Raw genomic sequence first — 13,026 nt, 5'->3', positions numbered from 1 at the left:
AGAGACGAACATGAAAGCCCTGTTGTGTACCGCATTCGGCCCGATCGACAGCTTGCGCATCGAGGACGTGGCGATTCCCGAGCCGGCCGCAGGCCAGGTCCGGGTTCGGGTGAAGGCCGCGTCGCTCAATTTCCCCGACGCGCTGATCGTCCAGGGGTTGTATCAGGTGAAGCCGGCGCTGCCGTTTTCGCCGGGCGCGGAATTTGCCGGCGTGATCGACGCGGTGGGCGAGGGCGTGACCGCGTGGCAGCCGGGGGATGCGGTGGTCGCGTTCACCGGGCACGGCGGCTTTGCGCAGCAGTGCGTGGCCGACGTGCACCAGCTTGCCGCGCTGCCGCCGGGCATGACATTCGAGCAGGGCGCGGCGCTCGTGCTGGCGTACGGCACGTCGCTGCACGCGTTGCAGCAGCGCGCGCGGCTGCAAGCAGGAGAGACGTTGCTCGTGCTGGGCGCGGCGGGCGGCGTTGGCCTCGCCGCGATCGAGATCGCGAAGGCACTCGGCGCGCGCGTGATCGCGGCGGCGTCGAGCGCGGACAAGCTGGCGCTGTGCCGCGAAGCGGGCGCCGACGAGACGATCGACTATGCGGCCGAAGACCTGCGCCGCCGCGTGGACGAATTGACCGGCGGGCGCGGTGCGGACGTCGTCTACGATCCGGTGGGCGGTGCCTACAGCGAAGCGGCGTTGCGCGCGACCGCGTGGCGCGGCCGGTTCCTCGTGGTCGGTTTCGCGGCCGGCGAGATTCCGAAGCTCGCGCTGAACCTGGCGCTGCTCAAGGAGCGCGACATTCTGGGCGTGTTCTGGGGCGATGCGGTGCGCCGCGATCCGAAGCAGCATGTCGCGAACATGCGCCTGCTGGCCGAATGGTTCGCGGCCGGCAAGGTACGACCCGCGATCACCGAGCGTGTGTCGCTGGCCGATGCGGCCGATGCGATCGCGCGGATGGCCAACCGGCAGGTGAAGGGCAAGGTGGTGATCCTGCCGGACGCGTGACCGGCTTTCCGCGCGCGGCGTGCCGTGTTCCGGCACACGCCGCGCGGCTGCGGTTCGGCGCTCGCGCGCGTTACGCGATCTGCTGCAGAAGGGCGGCGACCCGCTGCCCGAGCGCACGATGCTGATCGGCCGCGAAGTGAACGCCATCCACCGGGCTCACCTCGATGATCGCGCCGGCATCGAGAAAGTGCGCACCGGCGTCGCTTGCCACCTGTTCGTACCGCTTCGCGAGCTGCCGCGACTTCGCTGCGCCGCCCGCGAAGATCTCGCCGAGGAAGCCGACCTCGACGATCGGCGCAGGCGCCATCAGCACGAGCGTCGGTGACGCACCGGACGGGCCGGCACCGCACGCGGCGATCTCGGCAAGCAGCACGCCGACCGACGTCGCGATGTCGGCGGGCGTGACCGAGAAGCGTGTCTTCAGATCGTTGGTCCCGAGCATCAGCACGACGACATCGACGGGCAAGTGACTTTCGACGCACGCGCGCAGATACGACAAACCGTTCTTGTGCCGGCCTTCGATCGGATCGTCATGCACGGTCGTCCGCGCGGGCAATCCTTCTTCGATGACCCGCCAGCTCGCGCCGAGCGTTTGCGCCAGCACGCCGGTCCAGCGTTCTTCGCGTGCGAACCGCTCCAGTACGCCGGCACGCGCCATCGGGCGTGTGCCGTGCGTGTTCGAATCGCCGTAGCAGAGCACGGTTTTCTGCGTCATCGTCATGTCCTCCGTCAGTCGTTCAGTCGTTCAGTCTTTCGGCAAGCGCAGCACGTCGAGCGCGTGCTGCGAGAATTCGACCCAGAACCGCTCGTTCGCGATGCCGGCCTGCAGGACCAGGTGCTGAAGGCGCTTCGTGCGCGAATCGGCGCTTTCCGAAAAATCGCGTGCCTCGATCTGCAGATACAGGTCGAGCTTCTCCTGGTGCAACGCGATGCGCCGCCTGATTTCGTCCTCGAGGCCGGCCGGGCCGAGCACTGCTTCCGCGCGCAGGCGCACCATCAACGCTTCGCGCAGCGGCGTCGGATCTTCCGGTTCGGCGATCCAGCGCCGCAACTCCTTCTTGCCGGCCGGCAGGATCCGGTACGCGCGCTTGCGGCCGCGCCCCGATTCGGCCGGCAGCGATTCGATCCAGCCCGTTTCCTCGAGACGCCCCAGCTCGCGATAGATCTGCTGGTGCGTCGCCTGCCAGAAATAACCGATCGAGCGATCGAAACGGTCGGCGAGTTCGGAGCCGGAACCCGGGCGTTCGGCAAGCGCGGTGAGGAGTGCGTGGGGCAGGGACATGTCGGATCGGAGGAGGCCGCGGAATGAACCGCATCTTGCCATATCGGGGCCACAGTACAAGATGACGGAGGCGTTTATGCAACGGGTTGCATAAACGAAAGCGCTCGACTACTATCTGTGCAACTTGTTGCATAAAAATTGGAGACACCCCATGACATCGCGTTATCCGCATCTGACGACCCCGCTCGAGCTCGGCTTCACGTCGCTCAGGAACCGCGTGCTGATGGGGTCGATGCACGTGGGCCTCGAGGAAGCGCCGAACGGCTTCGAGCGGATGGCGGCGTTCTATGCGGAGCGTGCGCGCGGCGAGGCCGGCCTGATCGTCACGGGCGGATTCGCGCCGAACGAGCGCGGCCGTCCGGCGCCCGGCGGCGCGATGCTGACGACCGAAGCGGAAGCGGAGCGTCATCGTGTCGTGACGCGCGCGGTGCATGCGGAGGGCGGCAAGATCGCGCTGCAGATCCTGCATTTCGGGCGCTACGCGTATCACCCGGCGCTCGCCGCGCCGAGCGCGCTGAAGGCGCCGATCAACCCGTTCACGCCGCATGCGCTGACGAGCGATGAAGTCGACGAGACGATCGCCGATTTCGTGCGATGCGCGGCGCTCGCGCAGCAGGCGGGTTACGACGGCGTCGAGATCATGGGGTCCGAAGGCTATCTGATCAACGAGTTCATCGCCGCGCGCACGAACCATCGCGACGACGCATGGGGCGGCGCCTACGAGAACCGCATCCGTTTCCCGGTCGAGATCGTGCGGCGCGTGCGCGAGCGGGTCGGCACGAACTTCATCATCATCTACCGGTTGTCGATGCTCGATCTCGTCGAAGGCGGCTCGACGCTCGACGAAGTGATCCGGCTCGCCCAGGCGATCGAAGCGGCCGGGGCGACGATCATCAACACGGGCATCGGCTGGCACGAGGCGCGCATTCCGACCATCGCGACGAAGGTGCCGCGCGCCGCTTACGCGTGGGTCACGCGGCAGTTGATGGGCAAGGTCGGCATCCCGCTCGTCGCGACCAACCGGATCAACACGCCGGACGTCGCGGAGCAACTGCTGGCCGACGGCTATTGCGACATGGTGTCGATGGCGCGGCCGTTTCTCGCCGATGCCGAGTTCGTCCGCAAGGCACGGGAAGGGCGCGCGGACGAAATCAACACGTGCATCGGCTGCAACCAGGCCTGCCTCGACCATACGTTCAGCGGCCGGATCACGTCGTGCCTCGTGAATCCGCGTGCGTGCCATGAAACCGAGCTCGTGATTCGCCCCGCGCAGCAGCGCAAGCGGATCGCCGTGGTCGGCGCCGGGCCGGCAGGCCTCGGCTTCGCGGTCACCGCGGCTGAACGCGGGCATGCGGTGACGCTGTACGAAGCCGGCGCCGAGATCGGTGGCCAGTTCAACATCGCGAAGAAGGTGCCCGGCAAGGAAGAGTTCAACGAGACGCTGCGCTATTTCCGCCGGCAGCTCGAACTGCGCGGCGTGGCGCTCCACCTCAACACGCGCGCGACCGCCGAGTTGCTGCTGCAACGCGAATTCGACGAAGTGGTGATCGCGACGGGCATCGTGCCGCGCACACCGCCGATCGACGGTGTCGGGCACGCCAAGGCGCTCGGCTATCTCGACGTGCTGCGCGACGGCAAGGCGGTAGGACGCAGCGTTGCGATCGTCGGCGCCGGCGGGATCGGCTTCGACGTCGCGGAATATCTCGTGCATCGTGCGGGCGCCGGGCACGTCGACGCGGACCGCTTTTTCGCCGAGTGGGGTGTCGACCCGTCGTATGCGAACGCGGGCGGCCTGCGTCGTGCGCACCCCGAGCCGGCGGCGCGGCAAATTCATCTGCTGCAGCGCAAGGCGTCGAAGGTCGGCGACGGGCTCGGCAAGACCACCGGATGGATCCACCGCACGGCGCTGAAGGCGCGCGGGGTCGGGATGTCGTCGGCGGTGACCTACCGGCGTATCGACGACGAAGGATTGCACGTGACGATCGATGGCGTCGAGCAGACGCTGCCGGTGGACAACGTCGTGATCTGCGCGGGGCAGGAGCCGTTGCGCGAACTGGCGGAGCAACTGGAGGCCGCCGGGCGCAAGGTGCACGTGATCGGCGGCGCGTACGAAGCGGCCGAGCTCGACGCGAAGCGCGCGATTCACCAGGGCACGACGCTGGCCGCGACCCTTTGAGACCGATACGTTTCTTTTCCGCCCGACGATACAGGAGTCTTCGATGACGAACGCACCGCTGCATCTTCAACCCGCTGTCGCGCAATCGCTCGACACGTGGCACGCGATGGTCGAACGCAAGGATTTTGGCGCACTGGAGTCGATCGTCCATCCGGACGCCGTGTTCCGTTCGCCGATGGCGTTCAAGCCGTACGGGCCGGCGCCCGCGCTATTGCTGGCGTTGCGCACGGTGATCACGATCCTCGAGGATTTCACCTATCACCGCCAGTTCGTCACCGACGACGGCAAGAGCGTGGTGCTGGAGTTCAGTGCGGCCATCGGCGACAAGGCGCTGAAGGGGATCGACATGATCCGCTTCGACGACGAAGGGCGGATCGTCGAGTTCGAGGTCATGATCCGGCCGTTCAATGCGCTGCAGGCACTCGGTGCCGAAATGGGCGCGCGGCTCGCGCAGCAGTTGCCGTCGTTCAAGCTCGGCGGTTGACTCGGGGTGATTGCGGTGCGGCGGAAGTCGCGCGCTTGGCGCGCGAGTCGATCGTGCACGTCACTTGTGCCAGATTCTCCTCGACCACGCGCCGGATGCGGCGCAAGTGTGCGTCGTATGCGCCGCTCGCGAGGAAGTCGACCAGCGCGGCCTGCAGTCACGCCGCGGCCCGGCATCGATGCAGCGACGAGGCCGCTCGGGCCGTAGCCGACGACGGCGGCGTCACAGTGGTCGGCTCAGCGCGCGGTCGTACCGGGCAGGTTGCCGTCGAAGGCGTCCTGCAGCAGCGCGCGCAGGCCGTCGCGTTCGATCGGGCGCGGGTTCCAGTACGGATTGGCGGCCGCGAGATCGGCGGCGCGATCGAGGTCGGCTTCCTGCATGCCGATCGCCCTCAACGAGACCGGCGCGCCGTTGTCGAGCGCCAGTGCGTAGAGGCCGCGTGCGGCGTCGTTCGTGCCGATCGCGCGGGCGATCCGCTGCATTGCTTCCGGCGCGTGCGCGGCGTTGTACGCGAGCGCATGCGGCAGCACGACCGTGTGGGTCGGCGCGTGCGGCAGGTTGAAGCTGCCGCCGAGCGTGTGACAGAGCTTGTGGTGCAGCGCCATGCCGACGTTGCCGAGCACCATGCCGCACAGCCACGCGCCATAGAGCGCGTCGCTGCGCGCGTCGAGATCGGCAGGGTCGCGCCGCACGCCGGGCAGGCCGCGCGCGAGCGCGCGAATGCCTTCTTCGGCCACGAGGTTCATCACCGGATTCGCGTTGTTCGCGTAGAGGCCTTCCGCCGCGTGCGCGATCGCGTTGAGGCCGCTCGTCACCGACAGCTCGACGGGCAGCGTGACGGTGAGCGCGGGATCGTAGATCACCGTCTTCGGCAACACGCGAGCGTCCGAGCCCGTGCGCTTGAGGCCGCCTTCGGTCAGGCCGTAGATCGGCGTCATCTCGCTGCCGGCGTACGTCGTCGGTATCGCGAGGATCGGCAGGCTGCTTTCGAGCGCGATCGCCTTGCCGAGGCCGATCGTCGAACCGCCGCCGATCGCGATCGCGCAATCCGCATCGAGCGACCTGGCGAACGCCTGCGCATCGCGGGCAATCTCGATCGGCACGTGCATCGTCGCGCGATCGTACAGCCCGGCCGCGCGCGCACCGAGCCGCTCGACGAGGCGTTGCGCGAGATCGCGCTGTTCCGGCGTGCAGAGCACGATCGCGCGTTGCGCGCCCAGTTCCAGCACTTCGCGTTCGAGATGCTCGAGGCTGCCTGCGCCGAAGATCACGCGGGCGGGACGGGCCTGGTAGATGAAGTTCATGGCGTCGTTACTCCATTGCGTAGTCGACCTGATGGCGCGCGATGCGCAGGCCCGTCAGTGCGTTGCGTACCCGTGCGTGTTCGGGATGCGTCGCGTATGCGTCGAGTGCTTCGCGCGATTCGAAATCGGCGACGAGAATCAGGTCGCACGCGTAGTCGGCCGCGCTGAAATCCGCGCCGACTTCGAGGTGCGTCATGCCCGGAATCCGGCCGCGCAGGCTTTCGAAGGCGGTCTTGACGGTGGTGCGTGCCATCGCGCGTTCGGGTTCGGTCGCGCCGGCGACGTTCCACATCACGACGTGGCGGATCATGCGGCGCGCTCCGCGGGATTGAGCACGAAGTCGTAATCGAGCGTGTAGAACGGCGTGTCCATGCGCGAGCCGTCCGGCGCGCTGCCGGGCGCGTGCCGGACCCAGTCGGCGACGAGCGTCGACCGTACGCCGAACACCGCGTCGGAGTCGAGATAGCGGTCGCCGTCGCGGAACACGTGCGTGATCAGCGTTTCGTAGCCGCGCGCCTCGATCATGAAGTGCAGGTGCGCGGGCCGCCACGGATGACGGCCGAGCGCGTCGAGCATCGCGCCGACGGGGCCGTCGTGCGGAATCGGATACGGCTCGGCGAGGATCGAGCGGAATGCGTAGCGGCCGTCGGCATCGGTGCGCAGCCGGCCGCGCGCGCGGTGCGTGACCGAGCCGTCGTCGGCCGGAAGCTGCACGTCGTAGTGGCCGTCCTCGTCGGCTTGCCAGACTTCCAGCGACGCGTGCGCGATCGGCAGGCCGTCGATGCCGCGCACGTGGCCCGACACGAAGCACGGCTCGCCGCAGGCGCCGTTCGCGATGTCGTCGAACATCCCGAAATCGCGGCTGCCTTCGACGTAGAACGGACCGAACACGGTCGCCTCCGTGCAGCCGGCCGGCTTCGCGTGATTCTGCGCGGTGACGAGGGTCGACAGCCCGAGCACGTCGGACAGCAGGATGAACTCCTGGCGCTTGTCGTCGGTGATGTGGCCCACGGCCGTCAGGAAGCCGATCGCGGCTTGCCATTCGGCCTCGGTGAGCTTCGTCTCCCGTGCAAACGAGTGCAGGTGCTGGACGAGGCTGGTCATCACCGTGCGCAACCGCTCGTCGCGACAGCCGCCCAGCGATGCGATCACGGCCTGTGTGATGGTGTCTTCGTCGAGATTGCGCATAGGGGGTGTCTCCTGATGTCGTTGGATAGCGCGTTGACGTAACATTAATTCCTCCCCGGATCGTAAAAAAGAGGGTTTGGAGGAGTTTTGTTCTCCGCCAGGTGGAAGAATCGAACGCATGGACAAGTGGACGCAGATCGAATTTTTCGTGCAGGTCGCCGAGCTGGGCAGCCTGTCGAAGGCCGCCGAGCGGCTCGGGATGTCGAGCGCGGCGGCGAGCCGCTGCCTGAACGCGCTGGAGGAGCGGCTGGGGGCGCGGCTCGTCGAGCGCACCACGCGGCGCCTGTGGCTGACCGACGCCGGGCATGAATACCACCGGCGTTGTGTCGCGATCCTGATGGAACTGTCGGAGGCCGATGCGGCGGTCAACGAAGCGAGCGTCAATCCGGCCGGCACGCTGCGCGTGACGGCGTCGGTATCGTTCGCATCGATCTATATCGCGCCCGCGTTGCCCGAGTTTCATCGGCGCTACCCGAACCTGAACGTGCAGATCGTCGCGGCGAACCGCTATCCGGATTTCATCGAGGCCGGCATCGACGTGGCGATCCGCACGCGCGAGCATGAAGCGGATTCGGGCATCACCGTGCGCAAGCTCGCCGAGACGCGGCGCGTGCTGGCCGCGTCGCCCGGGTATCTGGCGAAGCACGGCGCGCCGGCGACGCCCGATTCGCTGTGCGACCACCGGCTGCTGGTGTACAACCTCGCGAACGATCCGTATGTCCTGCATTTCCGCCACGGCGCGAAGAAGCAGTCGGTCACGATCAAGAGCGTGCTCGATGCGAACGAAGGGCAGGTGATCCGCGCGGCGGCACTTGCCGGGCTCGGCATCCTGATCCAGCCGCTCTACATCATTCACGACGACATCGTCGCGGGGAAGCTGGTGCCGGTGCTCACCGACTGGCAACTGCCGGCGCTCACCGTCAACATCGCGTACCAGAGCCGCCGTCACCAGCCGGCGAAGATCCGCGTGTTCACCGAGTTCCTGATCGAGCGCGTCGAACGCCTCGGCCTCGCGCGCAAATGGAAGGAAGTCGGCCGTTGATCGCAGGCCGGCGTCAAGGTCGCGTCGGACGGCTTTCGCGGGCAATCGGTCGCGATCGGCCCGCAGCTGCGTGTCATGTGGGGGCCGGCGTCGGGCGTGGTCGTGAAGTACCAGCACGAGTTCGCGGTGCGCAACCGGCCGCAGGGCGACAAGCTGTGGGTGCAGTTCAGTTTTCCGTTGTAGGCGCGGCGTACGGCCCCGGCCACGCACCCGGCCGGGACAACCTGACGAAATCCTGATGAATCAAATTGATATATTGTATCATCTGAGGTTTGCGCCACCGACGGGCTGCCTGGCACGGCCGCGTGCGACGCCACCCTCCGAAGATCGATACGACGTGACGAAAACCAGACACACCCCGGCGCGCGGGGAGCGGCACCACGCCGCGTCGCGCCGGAACGGCGACGCCTGGCGCGTTCGCGCGGCCCGCGGCTGCACGACCCTGCTGGGCTGCGCGATGGCGACCTCCGGCGCGTTGGCTGCCGAAGCGGCCGCACCCGCACCGGACGAACGGCATGCGCTGCCGGCGATCAACGTCAGCGCGCCATCCGCACCGGCCGACCCGCTGACGCAACCGCTCGAAACCGGCTCGCGGCTCGGGCTCGCGAGCCTCGACACGCCCGCGAGCGTCGAGACGGTCACGGCCGACACGATCGACGCGCGCGGCGATCGCACGGTGCTCGACGCGGTGACGCGCACCGCGGGTTTCTCCAGCGCGATGGCGCCCGGCACCGGCGGCACCGCATTGAGCGTGCGCGGTTTCAGCGGGCAGGAATCGGTGATGACGCTGCTCGACGGCGTACGGCTGATGCCGGCCGCCGGCACGATCACGTTCCCGTTCGATACGTGGTCGGTCGAGCGCATCGAGGTGCTGCGCGGCCCGGCGTCGGTGCTGTACGGCGAAGGGGCGATCGGTGGTGTCGTGAACGTGGTGCCGAAGCGGCCGCAGCGCACGCGCGAGACGACGCTGCAGGTCGGGGTCGGCCTGGATGGTGCGAAGCGCGCCGCGTTCGATACGACGGGCGCGCTCGGCTCGCGGCTGTCGTATCGCTTCCATGCAAGCGATGCGCGCGCGAACGGTCTCGCCGAGCGGGCCGATACGCATACGACGGCCGTCGGCGGCGCGCTGAAGTTCGACGTGAGCCCGACGCTCACGCTGACGCTCGACTTCGACTACGGCCGCCAGATGCCGGCGACCTACTATGGCGTGCCGGCGCCGAACGGCGTGCTCGATCCGTCGCTGCGCAAGCACAACTACAACGTCGCCGACGCGTCGATTTCCTATTACGACCAGTGGACGCGCTTGTCGGCGACCTACCGGCCGACGGCCGGCGTGACGATCGACAACCAGCTCTACTACCTGACGTCGAATCGCCACTGGCGCAACGCCGAATCGTATGCGCTCGATGCCGCGACGGGGCGCGTCACGCGCGGCGACTATCTCGACATCGGCCACCACCAGCGGCAGATCGGCGATCGGCTGAGCGCACGCTTCGACGGCACGCTGTTCGGCCGCGCGAACCGCTTCGTCGTCGGCACGGAATTCAGCCAGATCACGTTCAGCGGCACCAACAATTCGCCGTACGGCGGCGAATCGATGGTGCCCGCGCACGGCTTCGACCCCGGCGTGTTCACGAGCCCCGACCCGACGGTGCCGCAGTTCAGCACGCGCGCGCGGCAGGCCGCGGTGTTCGCCGAGAACCGGCTCGAAGTGCTGCCGCGGCTCGCGTGGGTGAGCGGCTTGCGCTACGACCACATCGCGTTCAACCGCGAGCAGGCGGCAACCGGGGCCGGCTTCGACAAGCGTTTCGCGAACGTCGGCTGGCGCACGGGCTTCGTGTTCGAGGTCGCGCCGACGCTCAGCGCGTATGCGCAGTACACGACGGGCGCGGAGGGCCTCGGCTCGCTCGTGACGCTGTCCGCGTCGCTGGCGAGCTACCGGCTCGCGACCGGCGAGCAGTGGGAAGCCGGCGTCAAGCAGACGCTGCTCGACGGCCGCGCATACTGGACGGTCGCCGTGTACGACATCACGAAGCGCAACCTGCTCAGCACCGATCCGTTCAATCCCGCGCTGCGTCAGCAGGTCGGCCGGCAATCGTCGCGCGGCATCGAGCTGACGGGCGGCGCGCGGCTGCCGCACGGCTGGACGGTCGATGCGAACGTCGCGCTGCTGCGCGCGCGCTATGACGCGTTCAACCAGAAGGTCGGCAGCGCGACGGTGTCGCGTGCCGGCAATGCACCGGCCAACGTGCCGCAGCAGACGGCGAACCTGTGGCTCGGCTGGGCGTTTGCCGAGCGCTGGCAGGCGAACGCGGGCGTGCGCTACGTCGGCGCGACCTACGGCGACGACGCGAACCGCGTGCAGGTGCCGTCGTACACGGTGTTCGACGCGTCGCTGCGCTGGCAGCCGACGTCGCGCACCGAGCTGGCGCTGACCTTGCGCAACCTCGCGAACCGCACGTATGCGGTGACGACGTCGAACGCCGGCGAGCAATGGCTGCTCGGCCCGTCGCGCTCGGCGGAGCTCGTCGCGACGATGCGCTTCTGATGCGGCACGGCGCACCTCCCGTGACGCACATGCTCGACATCGAACGCGTGAGCTGGTCTCCCGGCGGCGCGATCACCGTGCTCGATTCGGTGACGCTGAGCGTGGCCGACGGCGAGTTCGTCGGGCTGGTCGGCCCGAATGGCAGCGGCAAGACGAGCCTGCTGCGCTGCGTGTTCCGTTACGCGCGGCCCGATGCCGGCCGTGTCGCGCTCGATGCACAGGACGTGTGGCGCATGCGGCCGCGCGCGGTTGCGCAGCGCATCGCGGTGCTGCAGCAGGAGACGCCGGACGATTTCGGGCTGACCGTCGACGAACTGGTCGGCATGGGGCGCACGCCGCACCAGCGGCCGTTCGATGCGGAGACGGCGGACGATCGCCGGATCGTCGAATCCGCGCTGCACGACGTCGGCCTCGTCGAGCGCCGTGCGCAGCGCTTCGCATCGCTGTCGGGCGGCGAGAAGCAGCGCGCGCTGCTGGCCCGCGCACTCGCTCAGCAGCCCGAACTGCTGCTGCTCGACGAACCGACCAACCACCTCGACCTGCGCCATCAGCTCGAACTGCTCGCGCGCGTGCGGCGCCTCGGCATCGCGACGCTCGCCACGATTCACGACCTCAATCTCGCGGCCGCGTATTGCGACCGGCTCCACGTGCTCGCGCACGGCAGGGTCGTCGCGTCGGGCGTGCCGGCCGACGTGCTGACCGAAGCGTTGCTGCGCGACGTGTTCGGTGTCGCCGCGCTCGTCGATCGCCATCCCGTCACGGGCCGGCCGCGCATCACGCCGCTTCATCCGGAATGACCGCCATGCCGTTTCCTGTCTTGTCCTCTGCTTTGTCGCCTGTATTTCGCCGGCTGCTTGCCGCGACCGTGCTCGGCTGCGCGGCCGCCCAGGCGGGCGCCTATCCCGTCACCGTGCGCAGCTGCGATCGCGACGTGACGTTCGCGCGCGCGCCGACGCGTGCGGTGAGCAACGACGTCAACCTGACCGAGATGATGCTCGTGCTCGGCCTGAAGGACCGGCTCGTCGGCTACACCGGGATCGGCGGCTGGAAGACGGGCACCGCACGCGTGCGCGATGCGCTGCGCGGCGTGCCCGAACTGGCGAGCCAGTATCCGTCGCTCGAGGTGCTGGCGGCCGCGCGCGCCGACTTCTATCTCGCGGGCTGGAACTACGGGATGCATGTCGGCGGCCCGGTGACGCCCGCGACGCTCGCGCCGTTCGGCATCCGTGCGTACGAGCTGACCGAATCGTGTTCGCACGTGATGAAGCAGGCGGCCGCGTCGTTCGACGACGTGTTCCGCGACCTGAACAATCTCGGGCGAATCTTCGGCGTCGACGCGCGCGCCGCGCAGGTCGTCGCGTCGATGCGCACGCGTCTCGCGGCGGTGTCGCGCACGATCGGGCATCCGGAGCCGCTGCGCGTGTTCGTCTACGACAGCGGCACCGACAAGCCGATGACGGCCGGCGGGCTCGCGATGCCGACCGCGCTGCTGGCGGCGGCCGGCGCGCGCAACGTGATGGCCGACCTGCCGCGTAGCTGGACGCAGGTGAGCTGGGAAAGCGTGGTCGCGCGCGATCCGCAGGTGATCGTGATCGTCGACTATTCGGCCGTGACGGCCGCGCAGAAGCAGCAGTTCCTGCTGAGCCAGCCGTCGCTCGCACGCGTGGCGGCGATCCGCGACCGGCGCTTCATCGTGATTCCGTACGATGCGGCGACGCCCGGCCCCGAGAACGTCGCGGCCGTCGAGACGCTGGCGCGCGCGCTGTATCCGGCCGCGTTCGCCGGGCCGGCGCGATGAGCGTGCACGTGCGTGCATCGCGGCCCGCCATGCGCGTGGTGCTGCCGGCGCTGGCGCTGCTGTTGATCGTGTCGATCGTCGCGTCGGCCGCGTTCGGGCCGGCGCCGATCGCGATGCCGGCGGCGGTGCGGATCGTCGCCACGCATATCGTGTCGGCGTTCGGCGAGGCAGGCGCGGTTGCGGCGGGGGCGGGCGACGACAGCATCGTCTGGC

Annotated in this window: 12 protein-coding genes and 2 pseudogenes; 9 read left to right on the top strand and 5 right to left on the bottom strand. The window is 68.7% G+C overall.

Annotated features, from left to right (window positions below; translation table 11 throughout):
- Positions 1-10: 10 nt before the first annotated feature.
- Positions 11-991 (top strand): NADPH:quinone oxidoreductase family protein, encoded by a 981-nt coding sequence (locus G3N98_RS08080; RefSeq protein ID WP_206147865.1) that lies wholly within the window; start codon positions 11-13, stop codon positions 989-991.
- Positions 992-1,061: 70 nt separating this feature from the next.
- Here the strand turns inward: G3N98_RS08080 and G3N98_RS08075 are convergent, their stop codons facing one another.
- Entirely contained in the window at positions 1,062-1,706 is a 645-nt protein-coding gene (locus G3N98_RS08075) for an SGNH/GDSL hydrolase family protein (protein WP_206147864.1), read from the bottom strand.
- Positions 1,707-1,736: 30 nt separating this feature from the next.
- Positions 1,737-2,273 carry a PadR family transcriptional regulator gene (locus G3N98_RS08070; protein WP_174975641.1) on the bottom strand — a complete coding sequence of 179 codons (537 nt, stop codon included), beginning with the start codon at positions 2,271-2,273 and terminating at the stop codon, positions 1,737-1,739.
- A gap of 151 nt (positions 2,274-2,424) precedes the next feature.
- On the opposite strand from G3N98_RS08070, the gene G3N98_RS08065 reads away from it, so the two are divergent.
- Positions 2,425-4,449 (top strand): NADPH-dependent 2,4-dienoyl-CoA reductase, encoded by a 2,025-nt coding sequence (locus tag G3N98_RS08065; RefSeq protein ID WP_206147863.1) that lies wholly within the window; start codon positions 2,425-2,427, stop codon positions 4,447-4,449.
- 43 nt (positions 4,450-4,492) lie between these two features.
- The gene (locus G3N98_RS08060; RefSeq protein ID WP_089472552.1) at positions 4,493-4,933 is read left to right on the top strand and encodes a nuclear transport factor 2 family protein; all 441 of its coding nucleotides are present in this window, start codon (positions 4,493-4,495) and stop codon (positions 4,931-4,933) included.
- Between the two features lie 236 nt (positions 4,934-5,169).
- On the opposite strand, the gene G3N98_RS08055 is transcribed toward G3N98_RS08060, so the two are convergent.
- From G3N98_RS08055 to G3N98_RS08045, 3 genes are read right to left on the bottom strand one after another with little or no spacing between them, the layout of a single operon-like run.
- Positions 5,170-6,237 (bottom strand): maleylacetate reductase, encoded by a 1,068-nt coding sequence (locus tag G3N98_RS08055; RefSeq protein ID WP_206147862.1) that lies wholly within the window; start codon positions 6,235-6,237, stop codon positions 5,170-5,172.
- Between the two features lie 7 nt (positions 6,238-6,244).
- Positions 6,245-6,547: a Dabb family protein gene (locus G3N98_RS08050; RefSeq protein WP_206147861.1), complete on the bottom strand. Its 303-nt coding sequence runs from the start codon at positions 6,545-6,547 to the stop codon at positions 6,245-6,247.
- On the bottom strand, positions 6,544-7,425 hold the full coding sequence (locus tag G3N98_RS08045) for an intradiol ring-cleavage dioxygenase (protein WP_206147860.1): 882 nt from the start codon (positions 7,423-7,425) through the stop codon (positions 6,544-6,546). The genes G3N98_RS08050 and G3N98_RS08045 overlap by 4 nt, the downstream gene beginning before the upstream one ends.
- 118 nt (positions 7,426-7,543) lie before the next feature.
- Here G3N98_RS08045 and G3N98_RS08040 point away from each other — a divergent pair, with 118 nt between their 5' ends.
- The 6 genes and pseudogenes from G3N98_RS08040 to G3N98_RS08015 all read left to right on the top strand — a co-directional run.
- Entirely contained in the window at positions 7,544-8,467 is a 924-nt protein-coding gene (locus G3N98_RS08040) for a LysR family transcriptional regulator (RefSeq protein ID WP_206147859.1), read from the top strand.
- Positions 8,468-8,491: 24 nt separating this feature from the next.
- Positions 8,492-8,650, top strand: a pseudogene (locus tag G3N98_RS08035) (transporter); the annotation flags it as partial.
- Positions 8,651-8,924: 274 nt separating this feature from the next.
- Positions 8,925-11,015 carry a TonB-dependent receptor gene (locus G3N98_RS08030; RefSeq protein WP_206147889.1) on the top strand — a complete coding sequence of 697 codons (2,091 nt, stop codon included), beginning with the start codon at positions 8,925-8,927 and terminating at the stop codon, positions 11,013-11,015.
- A complete protein-coding gene (locus tag G3N98_RS08025; RefSeq protein WP_089472562.1) occupies positions 11,015-11,812 on the top strand; it encodes an ABC transporter ATP-binding protein in 798 nt (265 codons plus the stop codon). The genes G3N98_RS08030 and G3N98_RS08025 overlap by 1 nt, the downstream gene beginning before the upstream one ends.
- Positions 11,809-12,813, top strand: a complete 1,005-nt coding sequence (locus G3N98_RS08020) for an ABC transporter substrate-binding protein (RefSeq protein WP_206147858.1) — start codon at positions 11,809-11,811, stop codon at positions 12,811-12,813. The genes G3N98_RS08025 and G3N98_RS08020 overlap by 4 nt, the downstream gene beginning before the upstream one ends.
- Positions 12,810-13,026 (top strand): annotated as a pseudogene (locus tag G3N98_RS08015) (iron ABC transporter permease); the annotation flags it as partial. The gene G3N98_RS08020 and the pseudogene G3N98_RS08015, both read left to right, overlap by 4 nt.

The sequence above is a fragment of the Burkholderia sp. Tr-20390 genome (assembly GCF_017104595.1).
GTDB lineage: Bacteria > Pseudomonadota > Gammaproteobacteria > Burkholderiales > Burkholderiaceae > Burkholderia.
This window is presented reverse-complemented; position numbering and strand designations above follow the sequence as displayed.